Origin of the sequence: Sphingopyxis sp. (assembly GCF_965227415.1) — a bacterium.
In the GTDB taxonomy this organism is placed as follows: Bacteria; Pseudomonadota; Alphaproteobacteria; order Sphingomonadales; family Sphingomonadaceae; genus Sphingopyxis.
Genome location: NZ_OZ245749.1, coordinates 781,551 through 801,393 on the forward strand (window position 1 = coordinate 781,551; position 19,843 = coordinate 801,393).

Here is a 19,843-nt window from a genome sequence, read left to right on the forward strand (position 1 = left end):
CCGGGCATCATTCGGGCTTCCAGTTCGGGCCGAACTTGGCCTCTTGCTCGGCGAGCATCTGCGCGCATTGTTCCTTGAGGTGCCAGGGCATGTCCTCGAACACGTCCTCGAACATCGTCTCGAACGGCTGATGCATGCCGTGGCCCAGAATACCGAGCTTTTCGGACTGTTTCTGGGTCGTCTTTACCAGCTCTTCGAGTTCCTTGGCCTGCGCCTCGTGACGCGCGCTATCCCACTCGCCAAGCGCTTCGAGATGCTGGCGCAGCCGTCCGATCGGGTCGCCGAGCGGCCAGGCGGTGGCTTCGTCGGCGGGGCGATAAGCGCTCGGGTCGTCCGACGTGCTGTGCCCTTCGCTGCGATAGGTGAAATGCTCGATCAGGGTCGGGCCATTGTTCGTGCGCGCACGGTCGGCCGCCCATTGCGTCGCGGCATAGACTGCGAGCGGATCATTGCCGTCGATCCGAAGCCCCGCGATGCCATATCCGACCGCCCGCGCCGCAAAGGTCGTGCGCTCGCTGCCCGCAAAGCCCGAAAAGCTGGAAATCGCCCACTGATTGTTGACGATATTGAAAATCACCGGCGCATTGTAAACGGTCGCAAAGGTCAGCGCCGAGTGGAAGTCACCCTCCGCCGACGACCCCTCGCCGCACCAGACAGTCGCGATGCGGCTGTCGCCTTTCGACGCTGACGCCATCGCCCAACCCACGGCCTGCGGATATTGCGTCGCGAGATTGCCCGACACGCTGAAGAAACCATGCTCGGGCGCCGAATACATGATCGGCAGCTGACGGCCGAGCAGATGGTCGCCGCGGTTCGAATAAATCTGGTTCATCATCTGGATGAGCGGATAGTCGCGCGTGATCAAAATGCCCTGCTGGCGATAGCTGGGAAAGCACATATCGCCACGGTCGAGCGCCATCGTCGAAGCGACCGACGTCGCCTCTTCGCCCGTGCATTTCATGTAAAAGCTGGTCTTGCCCTGTCGCTGGGCACGGAACATGCGGTCGTCGAACGCGCGCACCAGCATCATATAGCGCAGCATTGTGCGCAGCCGCTCGGGCGTCAGCTTGGGATCCCACGCCCCCTTCGCGACGCCGTCGAAATCGAGCACGCGAACAAGACCATAGCAAAGGTCGCGCATCGCATCGGGCTTGGTCGCTTCGCTCGGGCGCGGAGTCGCATCGACGGCTGGCACGACGATGTCGCCAAAGTCGGGCGCGTCGCCGGGACGATAGCGCGGCTCGGGAATATGAAGCGACAGCGGCGGCAGATTGCTCGCCGGACGCCCGTCCGTCTCAGGCATATCTTCTTCCCTTCGGGCGCGAATCGGCGCCTAGTTATATTTCACCGTGGCGACATATTATTACGGTCACCATAGGAATGCAACGGCAGCGCTCAGACCGCGACAGGCGCGGAAATATGCGCTTGCGGCGCGTAGGCCTCGACCGAAAAATCCTCGAACTTATAGTCGAAAATGCTCGAAGGCCGACGAAGGATGCGCAGCTTCGGCGCGCCGTCCGGAACCCGCCGCAATTGCTGTTCCACCAGCTCGGCATGGTTGAGATACAGATGCACGTCACCCCCGGTCCAGACGACCTCGTGCGCGTGCAAATCGCATTGCTCGGCAATCATCCGCGTCAGCAGCGCGGCCTCGAAGATATTGAATGCAAAGCCCAGCCCAAGGTCGCACGAGCGCTGGAACAACAGGCACGACAGCCCGCCATCGCTGCGCACATGGAACTGATAGGTCATGTGGCACGGAGGCAGCGCCATCCGATCCAGGTCGGCGACGTTCCAGCCGGTGAAGATGTGGCGCCGTGACCCGGGGTTGTTGCGAAGCCCGTCGATCAGCGCCGCGATCTGGTTGTGCCCATGTTCGGCGCGGCGAAAGAGCCCCTCGCCTGCCGGTTCATAGCGCGGCCAGTTCACCCATTGATGACCATAGACGGGGCCAAGGTCACCCCATAGCGCCGCAAAGGCATCGTCCGCGATGATCCGCGCCTCGAAATCCTCGGCGCTGATCGCCTCGCCCGTCGCCTTGCGATATTTGTCGAGCGGCCAGTCGGTCCAGATCCGGACCCCCTGCGCGACCAGCGAACGGATATTGGTATCGCCCGTGAGGAACCACAGCATCTCGCGCAGTGCCGTCTTCCAATAGACGCGCTTCGTCGTCAGCAGCGGGATCGCGTCGTCCTTCAGCGAGAATCGCATCGTCTCGCCGAACAGCGAGCGCGTGCCGACGCCGGTGCGGTCGACCCGCTCGTCACCCTCGACCCAGATGCGGCGCATCAGGTCGAGATATTGCAATTCATAATGGATGGAATCGGGCAAGACTCGCTCCTGGTTGAGACGCTCTTTGCTAGGCTGCACGCGGCCATGCGACAAGGGGCGCGGGAGGTATGAGGCGGCAATCGTCCAATACGGGCCAGTCGGCGCTTTTGCTGACGCATCGCCCGCCGCATGAACCGAGCCATGACCCTGATCGAGCCCATAGGCACGCTGCCGCCATCGACGGAGGCCGCCGGCTTCGTGCCGCGCGATGCCGAGGATGCGATCGCGCGCCACTTGCTGCGCCCTCTCCTCTTCGCCGATCGTGAAACCGTGCTGCTTGCCGGCTTCGATGGCTATGCGCGGCTGGTCGGCCTCGAATGCGCCGAAGGTGATGCGAGCGGCCGCTGCGTCATCGCGCCGACTTGCTGGAATCGCCTGCTCGCGCAGCGCGTGGAAACCGTGCTGATGGCGCACAACCACCCGTCGGGGATCGCACGACCCAGCGATGCCGACATACGCTGTACGCGCGAAGCCCACGCGCTCCTGCGGCTCATCGGCATCGACCTGATCGATCATCTGATTTTTGTCGAAAGCGGACATTTCAGCTTTCGGCATGCCCGGCTCGTCTAGTTCGGGCAATCCTGGTGATTGTGCCGATTGGCGCTTGATGTTCGCAAAATGCGCGTCTAGAGGACCGCCCTGCCTTCGCGCCGGTTCGCCGGTGCAGGATCGGTCGGGGAGTAGCTCAGCCTGGTAGAGCACTGTCTTCGGGAGGCAGGGGCCGGAGGTTCGAATCCTCTCTCCCCGACCAGTTTCTTTTGAAATCGACAACCCTTGTATCCTGAACCGACAATGCCTAGATTGTCGGTACGCCGTCGTGGTTTTCCCCCTTTCCATCACGGCGAGTGCCCCGTCGCATGACGTGGGTGCGTCCTCCCTGGACCCTGGCCACCTCGTACTCCGGTACGAGGTGGTTTTTTATTCGGCTGCGAGGGGGATCAGGTCATCGCCCGGACGCAGGTCGGCAGCGCGCCGTACCAAATTCGCAAACCAGCCTTTGAGCTGCGCCAGGCGTATCGCGTCGGGTGTGCGGTTGGGCGTCAGGTACAGGCTCCGGTCGATCTCGATCTGCACGGCGTGAATTCCATCGCGAGGTCGCCCATGGGTGCGCACGATATGACCCCCGGCATAGGGTTGGTTTCGCGACACAGGCGCGCCCGTTCGCGCTGCTTCATCCAGAACCAGATCGACAAGCCAGTGGGCCGCTGTTGCACCGAAGCGGTCGCCGACAACAATGCCTGCTCCATGTCCCGGCTGCCCGGCGGGAATGGGCGGCATGCTGTGGAGATCGATCAGGATCGCATGCCCGAAACGATCGCGCGCAGCGGCCAACTCCTCGGCAAGCGCAGCATGATACGGCCGGTGCAGCGATTCGAGCCGCCAGTGGAGGGCCGCGCGGTCGATCGGCCTTTTCCATAGGGGGCCGCAATCTGTCAGGCGCGTCGGCACCACGCCAAGCCCGGCGCGCTCCTTGCGTCCCGGCGCCGAAAATTGCGTTCGCAGCGCAAGTGCAACTTCGCCGGGCGCCATCTGCCCCTCTCCGCGATTGCAGTCGGCCACCGCGCGTGCCCACAGCGCTTCGACGACGGCCGCGCCAGCGTCGGTTGCCCCGGCGGCAATCCGGTCGCACCACCCGTCTTCCAGACGCTCCAGTTCGACGCGCTCCACGCGGGCCGCATCCAATATCTCGATCGGATAGACGCGCCCCGCATGCGGGACCGAAACGATGACGGGGCCGCGCTTCGCAGGTCGGTTGACGGCAATGGCGGACGACAGGATGGTGCGGGGCAGCATGACTCAGCGTGGCAAAAATTATTCGCTAAAGCCAGCGGTGCGGGAATTTGTTAAATCTCTGACGCTATACAGCGGCTTTACCATGTTAGTGGCGTTGCCGGAACCGGCGCTACAAGACACCAGGGGGCGTATTTCAACATGATTCGCATTTTGCTCGCGGAAGACGACGACGTGATGCGCGAGTATCTGGCGCGGGCGCTGACCAGCGCGGGCTATCATGTGACGGCGGTCGATCGCGGCACCGCTGCGGTCCCCTATATCGATTCGGGGACGTTCGACCTGCTGCTGTCGGACATCGTCATGCCCGAAATGGACGGGATCGAGCTGGCGCAATATACTGCCAAGGTCGCGCCGCAGACGCAGGTGATGTTCATCACCGGCTTTGCCGCCGTGTCGCTTCGCGCCGAGGAAAATGTCCCGCAGGCGAAGCTGCTGTCGAAGCCTTTCCACCTCAAGGATCTGGTTCGCGAGGTCGATACCATGTTCGACCGCGCCGACCGGTCAAGCCAACAATAACGATGCATCTTCGCGCGAAGGGCTTGCCAAGCCGCGCGGAGCCGATTAGGGGCGCGTCACCCCAAGGGATGGGCGTGTAGCTCAGTGGTAGAGCACTGTGTTGACATCGCAGGGGTCGCAAGTTCAATCCTTGCCACGCCCACCATTAAAAAGCCCCGCTTCTCCAACGAGACAGCGGGGCTTTCTATGTCTGCCGACAATGGCCGGCCAGGCTTGATTCGGCGTGATGGTCGGCGTTGCATCACCCGCCTCTCTCCGCAGTGCGGCGTATCGCGGACGTCCGCGGGCAACTCCGGCGGCGCCTTCATCGCCGCCCCCTCCCCTCAGACGGTGCGACGGACGGCCGAGCCTGACTGATCCAATATCTTGCGAGAAATGCGATGCCCCACCGCGGTGAGCGGCTTCTCGATCAACAGATAGGACGCGATCGCAAGCGGAATGAACGCCAGGCCAAGCGCGACGTTCGACAGCGCATAGAGCGCATCGGCATCGGTGGCCTTCCCGCCCCACATCACCGGCGCCAGCGAAAGCTGCTGCCAAAGATAGAGGCTGTACGAGACCAGCCCGATTTTCGACAGCCAAGGGTGGCGCAACACTGCGTCGAGGATGCCGCCCGGGGCGCCGAAGAGCGTGCCGAATAGCACGACCGCGACCATCAAGGGCTGCGCGAGCATCAGGAAGCGGCCGATCGACGAAGGCGCGACCGGGAATGCGACGAGCAGCGCCAGTGCCAACCAGATGACGCGCCGGTCAATGCCCGAAAGTCGGTCGCGGGTACGCGGCGCAAGCGCCACGAAAACGCCCGCCATGATGTATGTGAAGCCGCTGAGGGGCTCGAAAAATGCCGATGCGACGAGCAAGGCGGCCAGGATCGTTATCGCAGCCGCCCTCCGCCACACGGCCGCGAACGCGAAGATCATCGGCCAAATAAGATAAAACTGCTCCTCAACCGCCAGACTCCAGGTGTGCGCGAGCCACCACGAGCAGGAAAAGCCGGAGAAGTTGCACACATAGACCGAGCTGCGGAGCAGGGCTTCGTCGGGAACCAGGATCAGCCCGGCACGGCCGAGCAGAAAGACCACGAGGACATAGGCGTAGAAGGCGGGCATGATCCGGAAGACGCGACGGACGTAAAAGGCCTTCAGGCTGACCCGGCCTCGCTTTTCCTCTTCGGCGACCAAAAGGCTCGTGATCAGATACCCGCTGATCATGAAAAAGAAGCAGACGCCGAGAACGCCAAGCGACGAGACGATCGCGAAAGACTTGGTGCCGAATGGCAAACCGACAGAATCCAGTGCCTCGACGGGAAAAAGCGCTTTGGCGCGGAATCCGAAGAAATGACCGACTATGACCATCAGCACGCTGATGCCTCGCCAGCCATCGATTACGGCATTTCGACTGCCCGGTTGCTCGATCCCCATGCGGGTCGGCTATCACCCGCGCCCGACGCGCGCAATTGGAGTTTGGTCGGCGGCCTTTGTTTCAGGCCATGCCCTTCATCAGGTCACCGCGCGACGCGTCGCCGATCTGGCTGCCGCCGTCGCAGTCGAGGATCGTGCCGGTGATGTAGCCAGCAGCCGGCGAGCAAAGAAACACCGCCGATTCGGCGACTTCCTCGACCTTGCCCCACCGCTTCATCGCGATGCGATCATAATGCGCCTGGCGGCTTTCGGCGTCGGGTGCGAGGCGCTTCATGCCCTCGGTGTCGGCGATCGGCCCCGGCGAAATGCCATTCACGCGCACCTCGGGCCCCCATTCGAGCGCAAGGACGCGGATCAGCTGGTTGATCCCGGCTTTCGCGGCGCAGGCATGGGCTTGCAGCGCAGAGGCATTGATCGCCTGTCCCGCCGTGATCGCGATCAACGACGCACCCGGACGGTTCAGCAGGTCGTGGCAGCCGCGAAACACGTTGAACGTCCCGTTGAGGTCGATGTCGACCACGGTGCGAAACGCATTCGCCGACATGCCGAGCACGGGCGCGAGGAAATTGCCTGCCGCGCCCGAGATCACGATATCCATCGGCCCCAGCTTGTCGGCAACCGTCTCCATCACGCCGCGAATCGCCGCATAGTCGCGGACGTCGCCCGACAGGCCGATCGCGTCGTGACCGATCTCCGCAGCGGCGCGCTGCGCCTTGTCGGGATCGCGCCCCGCTACCGCCACCTTCGCTCCCAGGTCGGCGAAACGCTTGGCAATGCCCAGGTTGATGCCGCTGGTCCCGCCTGCAACGAACGCCGTCTTTCCTGCGAGCAGATTGTCCCGAAAACTTGTCATGCGCGTGCCGTCCCTTTCCCTATGTTCCCGACCGGACTTGACGGATGCCATTCGGTCGCCTTTTGAAACCTGACCAGACAGCAAGGAAAAGACGATGGCAAGTGGCCCCACCTCGAACAGCTTCATCTCGCAGCGGCTGAAGCTCCATTATGTCGACTGGGGCAATCAGGGTGCACCGCCGCTCCTTCTCGTCCATGGCGGGCGCGACCATTGCCGCAGCTGGGACTGGGTCGCCGAAAAGCTGACCAGCCGCTATCATGTGATCGCGCCCGACCTGCGCGGCCATGGCGACAGCGCCTGGTCGCCCGACGGCAATTATGAAATGGGCGCCTTTGTCTACGACCTGGCGCAACTGATCCACCAGCTCGACCTCGCGCCGGTGACGATCGTCGCGCATTCGATGGGCGGCAATATTTCGACCCGCTACACCGGCCTCTATCCCGACAATGTCAGGAAGCTCGTTTCGATCGAAGGCCTCGGCCCGTCGCCCAAGGTCCTGGCCGAACGGACCGAGACGTCGTTTGCCGACCGCTTCCGCAAATGGATCGACGACAAGCGTCTGGCGGCCGGGCGTCAGCCGCGCCGCTATGCGACCCTCGACGACGCTCTGGCGCGCATGGCTGCCGAAAATGCCTATCTGACCCCCGAACAGGCGCGCCACCTGACGATCCACGGCATCAACCGCAACGAGGACGGCAGCTGGAGCTGGAAGTTCGACAATTATCTGAACGTCTGGCCGATCGTCGACCTGCCGCAAGCCGATATCGAAGCCTTGTGGCGCGCGATCACCTGCCCGACGCTCCTCCTCTATGGTGCCGACAGCTGGGCCTCCAATCCCGAGGGTGACGGACGCCTCGAGCATTTCAACACCGCGAAAGTCATCGAATTCGAAAATGCAGGTCACTGGCTGCATCACGACCAGTTCGACCGGTTCATGTCCACGCTAGAGGCGTTCCTCTAAAAGCGGCCGCATGGCCTATACGGGACAGATAGCAGGGCGACAGCGATTGATCGCCGGCGGCGGCGCTTGGCTTGTCGCGTTCGCCATTGGGCTCGGCCTGATGAGCGGTCTCGACCTTCACGCTGCCCGCGTCGCAAGCGAGGCGATCAGCGCCATCGCCCTGCCCGCGCCGAAACCGCCGCACAAGGAGGCAGTCCCGCAAACGGCCGCCAGCGAAAAGGCCAGCGGCAGGGCGTCGGCCGCGAACAAGGTTGCGAAGGCGGCGCCTGTCATGGCGCCCAAGCCGAAGCTGCCGCCGCCCAGACCGCCGCCAATCACCGCCGCCCCGATGCCGGGCGCGGGAAGCGACGCGTCGGCCGGTGCCACCCCCACCCCCGGCCCCGGATCGGGCGCTGGCGGGCGCGGCGACGGCACCGGCGCGGGGGGATCGGGCAACGGCACTGGCGGCGGCGCCAAGGCGGCGTGGCGAAGCGGCGCGATCCGCGACCGAGACTATCCAAGGGACGCCAGCCGCGCGAAGGTCGGCGGCGATGTAGAGGTACGCTTTACCATCGAGCCGACCGGGCGCGTCACGCGGTGTCGCGTCACACGATCGAGCGGCGACGCTTCGCTCGACGCGACAACCTGCCGCCTGATCGAGGAGCGCTTCCGCTTCAGGCCTGCCACCAACGGCGCGGGCGAGCCGATCGCCAGCTCATTTGGCTGGCGCCAGAGCTGGTGGCTCGAAAGCCGGCGATAATTTCTGGGTCAGTCACGGCGGCTGTCGAGTGCAACAATTTGCGACATTGTCGCGAACGATTATCAATATCTGTTGACACTGCGAACGACTCTCAATAGCGGCCGGACAACCAAACCAAAAGGGGGTTATCCGTGAAGACTTCATCCGCCTCGTTCCTAGCACTCTCCTGCGTGGGCAGCCTGATCAGCGCACCCGCGCTCGCCGCCGAAACCGACGCCGGTCAGGACGCGCCGGGCAGCCGCAGCGATATTGTCGTTACCGGCTCGCTCGCCACCGAAGTGGAATCGCCAAAGTCGACCGCACCGGTCATCGACACCCCGCAAACGGTAACCGTTATTTCGCAGGAAACGCTGCGCCAGCAGAATCTGCTCACGCTGCGCGACGCGCTTTCGACGATCCCCGGCATTACCTTTGGTGCCGGTGAAGGCGGCGGCGGTTATGGCGACTCGATCAATCTGCGCGGCTATTCGGCGAACAACGACCTGACCGTCGACGGGGTTCGCGATAGCGCGCAATACAGCCGCACCGATCCCTTCAACCTGCAACAGATCGAAGTCTATAATGGCGCGAACTCGGTCTTCAACGGATCGGGCAGCGTCGGCGGAACGATCAATCTCGTCAGCAAGATCGCCTTCTCGCGCGACGCGACGACGGTGCAGGCTGCGGTCGGCACCGATAATTACTACCGCGCTTCGGTCGACAGCAACTGGCGCGTCAACGACCTGATCGCCGTCCGCCTCAACGCCATGTATCACGAAAACGACGTCCCGGGCCGCGACGTCGAATCCTACCAGCGCTGGGGCGTCGCGCCGTCGATCACGATCGGCGTCGACAGCGACACCAGCCTGACGCTCGCCTATCTTCACCAGGATGACGACAATACGCCGATCTATGGCGTTCCCTTCTTCCTCAGCACCGTGAACGACGGCCCGCTTCCGGGCGTCAACGACAGCGACTATTTCGGGATCGTCAATCTCGACAAGCAGAAGACGAAGGTCGACCGGCTGACCGCGACGTTCCGCCATGCGTTCAATGACAACATCTCGGTCCGCAACCTGACCCGCTGGCAGCGTGTAGGCCAGTATAGCCAGACGAGTGCGCCGCAGGGCACCTTTTGCCTCGCCAACAATCAGCAGCCGATCGGATCGAGCGCGAACGCGACGACGGGCAGCGCCTGCACCGTTTCGCTGACCAACGTCGTCGATTCCGCGGGAGTATTCCGTACCACTGCCAACCCGCTGGTGATCACCGTTGCCCCCGGCTTCTTCCAGCCCAATGGCCCGCGCGGACTGGTGCGCGATCAGGTCAATAATCTGATACACAATCAGACCGACTTTACGATCACGAGCGGATCGAAGGGCGGCGTCCACAACACGCTGGTCGTCGGCGGATCGCTCAGCTGGGAAGATTATGGCATCACCACCGCCAGCCTCGCGCGCAATGCGCTTGGTCAAGCCGTGGTGTTGCCACAGATCAATCTCGCCAATCCGAACACGACATACGCCGGCCCGGTCAATTTCACCGTCACCGCGCGATCGAGGAGCAACAGCCATAATGTCGCGGCCTATGCGTTCGACACGCTCGAACTTGGCGAGATGTTCGAGCTGAACGCTGGCCTGCGCTACGAAAAGAACCGCGCCGAATTCCGCAATATCCCGCTTGGCGCCTATCCGCCGGGCACAACGCCGCTGACGGCGCTGCAGCAGGTTCCGCAAGTCAGCGACGAGAATCTTTTCTCCTATCGCTTCGGCGCCGTGTTCCATCCGGCCAATGACATCAGCCTCTATGCCGCTTATGGCAATGCGAAGACGCCGTCGTCGGCAACCGTGCGCCTCGGCTGCGGTGTCGTTCCGGCCACGGGTGCGGCCGATCCTTGCGCGGTTGCTCCCGAAAAGGCGCGGACCTACGAGGTCGGCGCCAAGGCAGAGCTTGCGGACAGGAAACTGCTGCTCACGGCAGCGCTCTTCCGCAACGAGCGCAGCAATTTCCGCACGCCCTCGAATGATCCCGCGCAGCCCAACTCACTTCAGGTTCTCGACGGCGAATCGCGCGTCGATGGCGTCGCGATCGGGCTGACCGGCAATGTGACCCCCGAATGGGCGGTGTTCGCCAACTACACCTATCTCGACAGCAATGTGCGCCAGAGCGTTTCGGACTTTTGCCTTCGGACCCCCGGCGCGACCGGCTGCGGCAACAATGCCGCCATCCCCGATCCGCAGCGCGGCGACCGGCTGATCCAGACCCCGAAGCATTCGGGTAGCCTGTTCACCACCTATGTCTTCCCGTTCGGTCTGCAGATCGGATACGGCCTGACCTACCAGGGCAAGTTCGCGACCAATCAGCGTAACCTCGCGCAGCGCACGCAGTTCATGGTCGACGACTTCCTGATTCACCGCGCCTTCGTATCATACGACTTCAAGAACGGCCTCGTGGCTCAGCTCAACGTGTCGAACTTCACCGACGAGGATTATTACACCGGCGTCCGTAACAATGTCGGTGCGGCGACGATTTCCGGCACCGGCGTCGTCGGCGGCGGCGCAGTCAGCGGCGGCTGGGCGACCCCCGGCGAATCGCGCTCGGCGGTGTTCAGCCTCTTCTACAACTTCTGATCCAGCGAAGGGCGGGCGCGGCGATTGCCGTTCCCGCCCTTTTCGGCATAGAAGCGCGTATGATCCGCATCATTCCCGACGTGCTCGACGCTGCAGGCGTTGCTAAACTCCGTTCGCTGATCGACGCCGCCGACTGGACCGACGGCAACGAGACGTCGGGCCCGCAGGCGGCGCTCGCGAAGCAGAACCAGCAGCTCCCCGAATTTGGCGACACCGCAGCCGAAGCAGGACGCTTCGTCCTTGAGGCGCTGGGCCGAACGCCGCTATTCATCGCATCCGCGCTGCCGCTCAAGATCTACCCGCCCTATTTCAACCGGTACACCGGCGGCGACACCTTCGGCGACCATATCGACAACGCCATCCGCATGCGCCGCGGCAGCGACTTCCGGATGCGCGCGGACCTTTCCGCTACCCTCTTCCTGGCGGACCCGGACAGCTATGAAGGGGGCGGGCTTGTCGTCGAAGGCTTTACCGAGGCACCGGGCCTCAAGCTGCCGGCGGGGCACCTCGTCCTCTATCCCTCGACCACCGTCCACCGCGTCGAACCCGTAACGTCGGGATCGCGCATCGCCAGCTTCATGTGGATCCAGTCGATGATACGCGACCAGGGCCAGCGTAATCTGCTCTTCGACCTCGATATGGGGGTTCAGGGTGCGGCGATGGCGCTGGGCCAGGGCGATCAGACGGTCGTGCGCCTGACCGGCGTCTATCACAATCTGCTGCGACGCTGGGCCGATAGCTAAGTCAGCATTGCGCGCCATTCGCGCGAGCTGATCTCCCGATCGCCGACGACCATCGATGCCGCGAGTTGCTGCGCATCCGCAAGCGCGATCGCCTCGTCCGGTCCCAGCACGGTCAGCGCTGTTGCCCAGCCATCGGCCATCATGCAGCTGCGGTGCAGCACCGTCACCGATGACACCCCGTTGGCGATCGGGCGCCCGGTGCGCGGATCGAAGCTGTGCGAATAATATTGGCCATCGACCGTGAAGCCGCGCCGGTAATTGCCCGATGTCGCGACCGACAGGTCGTGCAGCGCGAGGCGCCAGGACGGAATTGAAGAAGTTGGCGGCATTTCGATATCGACCCACCAGGGCTGCCCGTCGGGACGAATGCCTTCGCCGCGCAATTCACCGCCGACTTCCATCAGGAAATGCCGCACGCCCTGCCCCAGCAGCCATTCGGCGGCAAGATCGGCGCCATAGCCTTTGGCGATGCCCGACAGATCCAGCCTCGCGCCTTCGCTGCGCCGGATGCGCGTGGCCGACCTGTCGAGTTCGATGGCGCCCTGGACGAGGAAGGCATCGGCAGCGACAGCCCCGACCGATTGGGCGCTGCCGAATCCCCAGCGCTCGGTCAGGTCGCCGAGGCAAGGATCAAAGGCTCCGCCGCTCGCTTCGGCAAGGTCGACCGCCGCAGCGATGACATGCGCGAACTCAGCGGGCACCGCGCACCATTCGCCCGCAGGTGCCCGGTTGAACCGCGACAGGTCGGAATCAGGTTCCCATTGGCTCATCTGCGCAACGACAAGGTCAAGCGCGGCTTGAACCCCGGCTCCTGAATCGGGCGGCGCCGAGACGGCGTGCAGCGACCAGCTCGTCCCCATGGTCTCGCCCGCAAAGCTCTGGCTATCCGCGCCCGCCGCGCGCGCCGCAAAGGCGGCGGGCGTCAGCGCGCGCGGGATCAATATGCGGTCGCTCAGGGTGCGAGCACCTCGAGCGTCGTCACATAGCTTGCGCGCTTCGCAATCGGCGGCGGCGTGCCCTCGGTCATCCCTTCGGGTTGCGGCGTCGTGACGTTCAACCAGTACATTCCGGCTTCGGGCCAGGTGACCGAGACTTTGCCGTCGGCGCCCGTCTGTAGGTGCTGTTCGCCGAGTTGATCGCGATAGCGGATGCCGCCCGGAATGACGGTGACCGGCAAATCCGCCGCGGGCTTGCCGTCGAGCAGGAACTGAAAGGTGGCCGCTTCGCCCGCGATCAGGTCGTTCGGATGCGTCACCGGCACCAGCTCGATCCCCTTGCCCACCGGCTTGAACAATGTCGTCGTCGGCTCGCCAACGGTCACGAAAATCTCGTTGCGATTGTTCGCTTCAGCCGTTTTCACGTTGGTCGCGCCCGCGGGAACACGCTCGGCAAGGTTGGCGGCGGTCGTGCCGCGCGCCAAGCGCTCGGTCTTCCCGTTCAGGTCATAGCTGCCCAGCAGCATGTCGGAGACCGACGCGATGCGATACGTCCCCTTCTGCGTCAGATGGATGTCAAATGTGCTGCGATAGCGCCCCGTCGACTTGTTCTCGATTGTGGCTTCGGTGCCGTCGGGCGCCCACGCCTTTACCGCGTCGAGCCGCATCGGCTGGTGTTCGAAATAGAAGAGGTCGTTCGACACCGCGGCATCGACCGTCACCCACACATCGTCGCCCGACAGAACGGTCGCCGACGGCATCATCCACTGACGGTGCGCGCTCGCCGGAACCGCGACCATCGCCGCGAGCGCGACGGTCGCCGCGAAACCCCAAAACTGCTTCTTCATAAGCCCTGCCCTTTCAAGAAATCAGCGGAAGGCGACGGTAACGGCGCCCAGTTCGGTCTTGCCCGCCGCGCGCCCGCCCGCACCGGCCTTGGCCGGCCAGGTGAACGGAATGCGCAGCAATTCGCGGCCGCCGACTTCGCGCGCCGCTTCGATCACAAGTGTATATTCGCCCGCTGCCGTCGCGCCGAGCTGGGCCCGGCTGAACGAAATCTTCTGGGCGCCCGGTGCGCGCGTCGCGCCCGAGAGGCCATTTGCAGGGAATTTCATCGTGCGGCCCGACGCGCGCCACCATTGGCGCACATCGCGCAGCCATTTGGTGCCCTCGTTCTTCTGCATGTCGTCGTCGTACCAGACGGCGACAGTCTTGGGCGGCGTGCCGGCTTTCTCGACCCAGATTGCGATATAGGGCCGGTGATATTCGGCGACCTTCAGCTGCGGGATGGTGACCGTGACGTCCATGGTGGCCGGCGCAGCCGCGGCAAGGACGGGCGCCGTCAGCGCGGCGCTCAGCGTTCCGCCGATCAGGATCGTTCGCGATGGGGACTTCATGAAAGCTCTCCTTAGTGGATGAAGATGATCGCGACAGCCGCGGGAAGGACGAGCCCCGCCGCAACGAGCGGCCAGGTGCTCTTGCGCTTCGCCGAGTGCAGCCACAGCAGGACCAGTCCGGTGAGCGCGAAGATCAGGCACGCAAAGGCGAAGATATCGATGAACAGGCTCCACGCGCCGCCCGAATTGCGGCCCTTGTGAAGATCGTTGAGGTAGGAAACCCAGCCGCGGCTGGTCACTTCGCTCGATACCTCGCCCGTCGCGCGATCGATCGCGACCCACGCGTCGCCGCCGGGGCGCGGCGCGGGCAGATAGACTTCGTCGGCGGACCATTCGGCAACGCCCGATGCCTTGACGGGAAAATGCTCCTCGACCCAGCTTGCGACCGGCTGCGGCAACGCGCCCTTGCCGCCCGCGGGATCGGCGCCGAGCTTGCCGAGCACCGCGGCCGGCATCTGCACCGACGCTTGCGTGACGACCGGCGTGGCCTCGATATCGGCGGCATGGTTCAGCGTGAAACCGGTGATCGCAAACAGCAGCAGCCCGATCAAGCTGATCGCCGAGCTCATCCAGTGCCACATATGCAGCTGCTTCAGCCAAAAGGCCTTGCGGCTCTTCTTCGTCGCCGGTCGCTGGGTTCGGGGTGCATGCATCTGGAGAAGGTCTACCTGAAGGATGCCCGCCATTATCGAGAACGATTCGCAATTACAACAATCAATCGAAATTTCAGGCATTTTTCCCGAAGCCAAAGTCGGGCCGTCCTTCTCTCCCCGGCGAGCATCGTGACGCGCCGCGCCGCTGCATCGCACCGGCCATGGTGCCGCGCTTCCCTTCGCGCCATCGGGCCGATGATGTCGGCATCGAGGAATATCGCATCACCGGCCCCCGCGAAGGCCGCGCGCCCGCGCTGCAACGCCAAGGAGGCGTGAAGGTCACGGCAACCCTGCCGCGACCCGATCGACGATGACAGAAAGTGGCGGAGACGGAGGGATTCGAACCCTCGGTACCGGATTAACCAGTACGACGGTTTAGCAAACCGTTGGTTTCAGCCACTCACCCACGTCTCCGCATGGTCTGTCGCGCTAACGACAGGCTGGCCTTAGGCGGGTCGCTATAGCCATGCGCTTCGCGACCCGCAACGCCAAACATTGCCCCATTTTCTGTCTTTGTTGCGCGGCTCGCGGCGAAAATGATTCGGTCTGGCGCAAAATCGACTCAAGTCATCGCCCATTCATTGCCGAGGATTCACTGTCGGAGTCATGGTTAAGCCGCGCGGCGCGCCATGCGCCGACCGATTTGGGGGACATAATGCGTAAGACGCTCACCACCTTTGCCGTCACGGCCGTCGCGTCGATCGGCCTGATGCTCTCGCCCGTCGCGGCGGGCGCGCAGATGACGTCGGTCGATCCCAATGCGGCGATCGATTCCGACCTCGACAATCCGCGCCCCGAAACGCCGCCGCCCGCGCCCGCCAGCAGCGACCCGGCGCTCGACAGCGACCTGGCGACCGGCGACCAGCAATATTCGGCAACGCCCGATGCCGCCACGACGACCGCCACCACCGACGCGGCGGTGAACGCCGCTCCTCCGGGCAGCACCTACAAGAAAGACGATCTGATCGGCGCGGCCGAAGGCGTCTTCGGCAAGGGCGCTCAAGGGCTTGCCGGTCTCATCGAGGACATCCTCAAGAAGCAGGGCGAGCCCAACGCCTATATCGTCGGCCGCGAAGCCGGCGGCGCACTGGTCCTGGGCGTGCGTTACGGTTCGGGAACATTGTTCCACAAGGTCGAGGGCGAGATGCCGGCCTACTGGACCGGTCCCTCGATCGGCTTCGATGCGGGTGCGAACGCCGGCAACACCTTCGTCCTCGTCTACAACCTCTTTGACAGCAACGACCTGTACCGCCGCTATCCGGCGGGCGAAGGCGCCGCTTATCTGATCGGCGGATTCAACGCCTCCTATCTGCGTCGCGGCGACGTGGTGCTGATCCCGATCCGCGTCGGCGTCGGCGCGCGCCTGGGTGCGAACGTCGGTTATATGAAGTTCCGCAAGAAACAGAACTGGGTACCGTTCTAGGCGGCGACCGCGGGCCGGGCGATCTCCCATCATCGCCGCGGGTCGTGCCATGTATTCAAATCGATTGCGAACCCCCTGGTGAACCTTATGCTTCGCCGGGGGGATATCGTCTCATGCTTCAGATCGCGGTTCGATGATTGACGACTGGGAAGCTTCGATCGCGCACGCGGACATGGCCGATTGGGTGACCGTGACCGCCTATCTGCTTGCTGCCATCGTGTCGGCGTGGGCAGCAACGCATGCGTCGCTGAGGCGAGAGGCGCGTGAGCGCACCTTCTGGCAAGTCACCGCCGTATTGCTGGTCTTTCTCGGCATCAACGAACTGCTCGACCTGCAAACGCTTCTGACGATGATCGGGCGGGCCAATGCGAAGGCGAACGGCTGGTATCCGGAACACCGACGGATCCAGTATCTTTTCATCATCGGATTGACCGTCGCTACCGCTGTGGCTGGACTTGTCGTGTTGTGGCTGACCCGGCGCGCGCACGCCATGGTGCGACTGGCGTTGATGGGTCTCGGCTTCATCGGACTGTTCGTGCTTTTGCGCGCCGCCTCGTTCCATCACTTCGACGACCTTCTGGGTCGGGGAGCGCCGTCGTTCAATTGGGGGTCGATACAGGAGATGGCCGGCATCATCATCGTTGCCGGCGCGGCCGCACTCTACACGCGCAAGCCGCGTGGAAAAACCATGCGTTGGCGCGTGCTCTGATCGCTGGGCCAGCGCTTATCCGGCCCTGACAGGGACCGACGCGTCAATCGCCCTCGAAGGCGATCAGCGTCTCGCACGCGAGGCCCGCCGCTTCGAGCCGCCGCGACCCGCCAAGATCGGGCAGATCGATCACGAACAGCGCTGCCGCGACCTCTGCGCCGACATTGCGCATCAACGCCGCTGCCGCGAGGATCGTGCCGCCGGTCGCGAGAAGATCGTCGACCAGGATGACGCGATGTCCGGGCAGCACGGCGCCCTCGTGCAGTTCGAGCCGGTCGACGCCATATTCGAGTTCATAGTCGACGCCGATGGTAACACCGGGGAGCTTGCCCGCCTTGCGCACCGGGACGACGCCCAGCCCCATCGCCGTCGCCATCGCCGCGCCGAACAGAAAACCGCGCGCTTCGACCGCCACAATATAGTCGGGGCGATAGACGGCGGCGCGGGCGCTGAGTCGGCGGACGCTTTCGGCAAAGCCGGCAGCGTCACCGATCAGGGTGGTGATGTCGCGGAACTGGATGCCCGGCTTAGGAAAGTCCGGGATGGTGCGGACGAGCGACGCGAGGTCGAGGTCCGGCTGAGGTGGGAGGGCGATCATCGTCGTGGCCGCCCTCCCCTGGATTCTCAGTGCTTCTTGTCGGCCCAGATGTTGCGGTACGACAAATAGGTCAGGCCGGTGAAAATGAGCAGGAAGATGAAGGCTGCCCAGCCCACTTGCACGCGCTTCACCAGTTTCGGCTCGGCGGTCCACACCAGGAACGCGCTGACGTCGGCGGCCATCGCTTCGACCGTGTTCGGCGAACCGTCGGCGAATGTCACCTGACCCTTGGTCAGCGGCGGCGCCATCGCGAGATTGAGGTTCGCGAAATAGGGGTTGTAGTGCAGCCCCGTGCTCGGACGCAGTTCCTTCGGCAGGTTTGCCGGCGGATTCTGGAAGCCGGTCAGCAGCGAATAGACATAGTCCTTGCCGCCTTCGCGCGCCTTGGTGATCAGCGACAGGTCGGGCGGCAGCGCATTGTTGTTCGCTGCGCGCGCCGCGGTTTCGTTCGCATAGGGCGACGGGAAATAATCCGACGGCAGCCCCGTGCGCGTGGCCGGTTCGCCGGTGTCGGGGTTGATCGACGGGATATTGTCATAGCCCTTGGCAAAGGTCTTCACCTGGCCTTCGCTATAGCCGAGATCACCGATGTCGCGGAACGCGACGAGGTGCAGGCTGTGGCAAGCCGAGCAAACTTCCTTGTACACCTGCATCCCGCGCTGCAACTGGGCCTTGTCCCAGTGCGGCATCAATCCGTCGCTCGCGAGCTTCAGATGCTTGGGGTGCTTGTGAAACTCGTGCGCGACGTTGACTTCATTCTTGAGCGGCGTCGTGAGAATCGCGAGCACCAGCGCAGTGATGAAACCAAGACCGACGAGAAAACCGAGCGGACGAACCATGGCTGTATCAGCTCCTATTAAAGTCCGGCGCTCAGGCCGTGGCCGCCGACGATTTGTCGGCATGCTTGGCGAGAACCGCCTCGGTGATCGAATTCGGCATCGGCAACGGACGTTCGATGCGCGACACGATCGGCAGAATCACCAGGAAATGAGCGAAGTAATAGATGGCACCCAGCTGGCTGAGGATCACCCAGGGCTGCTCGGCCGGCTGCATGCCGCACCAACCCAGCAGGAACACGTCGGCGACGAGGACCCAGAAGAACCAGCGGTACAGCGGCCGATAGGTCGATGACTTGACCGGCGAGCTGTCGAGCCAGGGCAGGAAGAACAGCAGCGCAATCGACCCGAACATCGCGATGACGCCCCACAGCTTCGCGTCAATCCACAGGAAGTTGAAGGTGAAGGCCTTCAGGATCGCGTAAAAGGGCAGGAAATACCATTCGGGGACGATATGCGCCGGCGTCGACAGCGAGTTGGCCGGGATATAATTGTCGGCATGACCGAGAGCGTTCGGGCTGAAGAAGGTCAGCGCAACGAAGAGCAGCAGGAAAATGCCCAGTCCGAACCCGTCCTTCGCGGTGTAATAGGGGTGGAACGGGACGGTGTCCTGTTCGTCCTTCACCTCGATGCCCGTCGGGTTCGACGAACCCGGGATGTGCAGCGCCCAGATGTGCAGGATGATGACGCCCGCGATCACGAACGGCAGCAGATAGTGGAGCGAGAAGAAGCGGTTCAGCGTCGCATTGTCGGGGACAAAACCGCCGAGCAGCCACTGGCGAACCGGCTCGCCGACGATCGGAATCGCCGAGAAGAAGCCGGTGATCACCTGCGCGCCCCAGAAGCTCATCTGGCCCCACGGAAGCACATAGCCCATGAAGGCGGTCGCCATCATGAGAAGGAAAATCACGACGCCGAGCAGCCAGACCATCTCGCGCGGCGCCTTGTACGAACCGTAATAAAGGCCGCGGAAAATGTGCAGATAGACGACGATGAAGAACATGCTCGCGCCATTCATATGCGCATAGCGAATGAACCAGCCGGCATTCACGTCGCGCATGATATGCTCGACCGAATTGAAGGCCACACCGGCGTTCGCGGCATAATGCATCGCCAGCACGATGCCGGTGATGATCTGGATGACCAGCGCGGCACCGGCGAGGACGCCGAAGTTCCAGAAATAGTTGAGGTTGCGCGGAACCGGATAGCCTGCGCCGATCGCATTATAGACAAGACGCGGCAACGGCAGCTTCTCGTCCAGATACTTCATCAGCGGCAGCTGCGGCTCGTAGTTTTTGGCCCAGGGAAAGCTCATCTTATCTCGC

Annotated in this window: 21 protein-coding genes and 3 tRNA genes; 11 read left to right on the forward strand and 13 right to left on the reverse strand. The window is 63.6% G+C overall.

Going from position 1 to position 19,843, the window contains the following annotated elements; all coding sequences use genetic code 11:
* Window positions 1-7: 7 nt before the first annotated feature.
* Window positions 8-1,303, reverse strand: coding sequence for a thiamine pyrophosphate-dependent enzyme (locus tag ACO055_RS03700; protein WP_422061258.1), 1,296 nt, complete (start codon window positions 1,301-1,303; stop codon window positions 8-10).
* A 92-nt stretch (window positions 1,304-1,395) separates the two neighbouring features.
* Window positions 1,396-2,289 (reverse strand): thymidylate synthase, encoded by an 894-nt coding sequence (gene thyA, locus ACO055_RS03705; RefSeq protein WP_422062409.1) that lies wholly within the window; start codon window positions 2,287-2,289, stop codon window positions 1,396-1,398.
* A gap of 183 nt (window positions 2,290-2,472) precedes the next feature.
* Here thyA and ACO055_RS03710 point away from each other — a divergent pair, with 183 nt between their 5' ends.
* Complete coding sequence (locus tag ACO055_RS03710; RefSeq protein WP_422061259.1) at window positions 2,473-2,901, forward strand: JAB domain-containing protein; 429 nt, start codon at window positions 2,473-2,475, stop codon at window positions 2,899-2,901.
* Window positions 2,902-3,005: 104 nt separating this feature from the next.
* Window positions 3,006-3,082: transfer RNA gene (locus ACO055_RS03715), tRNA-Pro, on the forward strand.
* Window positions 3,083-3,249: 167 nt separating this feature from the next.
* Here the strand turns inward: ACO055_RS03715 and ACO055_RS03720 are convergent.
* The gene (locus ACO055_RS03720) at window positions 3,250-4,125 is read right to left on the reverse strand and encodes an N-formylglutamate amidohydrolase (protein WP_422061260.1); all 876 of its coding nucleotides are present in this window, start codon (window positions 4,123-4,125) and stop codon (window positions 3,250-3,252) included.
* Window positions 4,126-4,263: 138 nt separating this feature from the next.
* On the opposite strand from ACO055_RS03720, the gene cpdR reads away from it, so the two are divergent.
* Both cpdR and ACO055_RS03730 read left to right on the forward strand, forming a co-directional pair.
* Window positions 4,264-4,641, forward strand: coding sequence for a cell cycle two-component system response regulator CpdR (gene cpdR / locus ACO055_RS03725; RefSeq protein ID WP_422061261.1), 378 nt, complete (start codon window positions 4,264-4,266; stop codon window positions 4,639-4,641).
* Between the two features lie 70 nt (window positions 4,642-4,711).
* Window positions 4,712-4,786 (forward strand) — tRNA-Val (locus tag ACO055_RS03730).
* Between the two features lie 178 nt (window positions 4,787-4,964).
* On the opposite strand, the gene ACO055_RS03735 is transcribed toward ACO055_RS03730, so the two are convergent.
* Window positions 4,965-6,062 (reverse strand): acyltransferase family protein, encoded by a 1,098-nt coding sequence (locus ACO055_RS03735; protein WP_422061262.1) that lies wholly within the window; start codon window positions 6,060-6,062, stop codon window positions 4,965-4,967.
* Window positions 6,063-6,123: 61 nt separating this feature from the next.
* On the reverse strand, window positions 6,124-6,915 hold the full coding sequence (locus ACO055_RS03740; RefSeq protein WP_422061263.1) for an SDR family oxidoreductase: 792 nt from the start codon (window positions 6,913-6,915) through the stop codon (window positions 6,124-6,126).
* A gap of 94 nt (window positions 6,916-7,009) precedes the next feature.
* Between ACO055_RS03740 and ACO055_RS03745 the strand changes: the two genes are divergently transcribed.
* The 4 genes from ACO055_RS03745 to ACO055_RS03760 all read left to right on the forward strand — a co-directional run bounded on the left by ACO055_RS03745 (window position 7,010) and on the right by ACO055_RS03760 (window position 11,967).
* Window positions 7,010-7,876 (forward strand): alpha/beta fold hydrolase, encoded by an 867-nt coding sequence (locus ACO055_RS03745; RefSeq protein WP_422061264.1) that lies wholly within the window; start codon window positions 7,010-7,012, stop codon window positions 7,874-7,876.
* A 10-nt stretch (window positions 7,877-7,886) separates the two neighbouring features.
* Complete coding sequence (locus ACO055_RS03750) at window positions 7,887-8,615, forward strand: energy transducer TonB (protein WP_422061265.1); 729 nt, start codon at window positions 7,887-7,889, stop codon at window positions 8,613-8,615.
* A gap of 131 nt (window positions 8,616-8,746) precedes the next feature.
* Window positions 8,747-11,224 (forward strand): TonB-dependent receptor, encoded by a 2,478-nt coding sequence (locus ACO055_RS03755; RefSeq protein WP_422061266.1) that lies wholly within the window; start codon window positions 8,747-8,749, stop codon window positions 11,222-11,224.
* Window positions 11,225-11,283: 59 nt separating this feature from the next.
* Window positions 11,284-11,967 carry a Fe2+-dependent dioxygenase gene (locus ACO055_RS03760; protein WP_422061267.1) on the forward strand — a complete coding sequence of 228 codons (684 nt, stop codon included), beginning with the start codon at window positions 11,284-11,286 and terminating at the stop codon, window positions 11,965-11,967.
* On the opposite strand, the gene ACO055_RS03765 is transcribed toward ACO055_RS03760, so the two are convergent.
* From ACO055_RS03765 to ACO055_RS03780, 4 genes are read right to left on the reverse strand one after another with little or no spacing between them, the layout of a single operon-like run.
* Window positions 11,964-12,908: an FAD:protein FMN transferase gene (locus ACO055_RS03765; RefSeq protein ID WP_422061268.1), complete on the reverse strand. Its 945-nt coding sequence runs from the start codon at window positions 12,906-12,908 to the stop codon at window positions 11,964-11,966. The two genes, ACO055_RS03760 and ACO055_RS03765, sit on opposite strands and share 4 nt — an antisense overlap.
* Window positions 12,909-12,919: 11 nt before the next feature.
* Complete coding sequence (locus ACO055_RS03770; RefSeq protein WP_422061269.1) at window positions 12,920-13,750, reverse strand: DUF4198 domain-containing protein; 831 nt, start codon at window positions 13,748-13,750, stop codon at window positions 12,920-12,922.
* A 21-nt stretch (window positions 13,751-13,771) separates the two neighbouring features.
* A complete protein-coding gene (locus tag ACO055_RS03775; protein ID WP_422061270.1) occupies window positions 13,772-14,299 on the reverse strand; it encodes a DUF2271 domain-containing protein in 528 nt (175 codons plus the stop codon).
* 11 nt (window positions 14,300-14,310) lie between these two features.
* A complete protein-coding gene (locus ACO055_RS03780) occupies window positions 14,311-14,952 on the reverse strand; it encodes a PepSY-associated TM helix domain-containing protein (protein ID WP_422062410.1) in 642 nt (213 codons plus the stop codon).
* A gap of 161 nt (window positions 14,953-15,113) precedes the next feature.
* Between ACO055_RS03780 and ACO055_RS03785 the strand changes: the two genes are divergently transcribed.
* Window positions 15,114-15,266: a hypothetical protein gene (locus ACO055_RS03785; protein ID WP_422061271.1), complete on the forward strand. Its 153-nt coding sequence runs from the start codon at window positions 15,114-15,116 to the stop codon at window positions 15,264-15,266.
* A 7-nt stretch (window positions 15,267-15,273) separates the two neighbouring features.
* Here ACO055_RS03785 and ACO055_RS03790 read toward each other — a convergent pair.
* Window positions 15,274-15,366 (reverse strand) — tRNA-Ser (locus ACO055_RS03790).
* 241 nt (window positions 15,367-15,607) lie between these two features.
* On the opposite strand from ACO055_RS03790, the gene ACO055_RS03795 reads away from it, so the two are divergent.
* Entirely contained in the window at window positions 15,608-16,375 is a 768-nt protein-coding gene (locus tag ACO055_RS03795; protein WP_422061272.1) for a DUF1134 domain-containing protein, read from the forward strand.
* Between the two features lie 172 nt (window positions 16,376-16,547).
* Window positions 16,548-17,084, forward strand: a complete 537-nt coding sequence (locus ACO055_RS03800; protein ID WP_422061273.1) for a hypothetical protein — start codon at window positions 16,548-16,550, stop codon at window positions 17,082-17,084.
* Between the two features lie 43 nt (window positions 17,085-17,127).
* Here ACO055_RS03800 and ACO055_RS03805 read toward each other — a convergent pair whose 3' ends face one another.
* From ACO055_RS03805 to ACO055_RS03815, 3 genes are read right to left on the reverse strand one after another with little or no spacing between them, the layout of a single operon-like run.
* Entirely contained in the window at window positions 17,128-17,682 is a 555-nt protein-coding gene (locus tag ACO055_RS03805; protein ID WP_422061274.1) for an adenine phosphoribosyltransferase, read from the reverse strand.
* Between the two features lie 26 nt (window positions 17,683-17,708).
* Window positions 17,709-18,521 (reverse strand): cytochrome c1, encoded by an 813-nt coding sequence (locus tag ACO055_RS03810; protein WP_422061275.1) that lies wholly within the window; start codon window positions 18,519-18,521, stop codon window positions 17,709-17,711.
* A gap of 31 nt (window positions 18,522-18,552) precedes the next feature.
* Window positions 18,553-19,833 carry a cytochrome b gene (locus ACO055_RS03815; RefSeq protein ID WP_422061276.1) on the reverse strand — a complete coding sequence of 427 codons (1,281 nt, stop codon included), beginning with the start codon at window positions 19,831-19,833 and terminating at the stop codon, window positions 18,553-18,555.
* Between the last annotated feature and the right edge of the window lie 10 nt (window positions 19,834-19,843).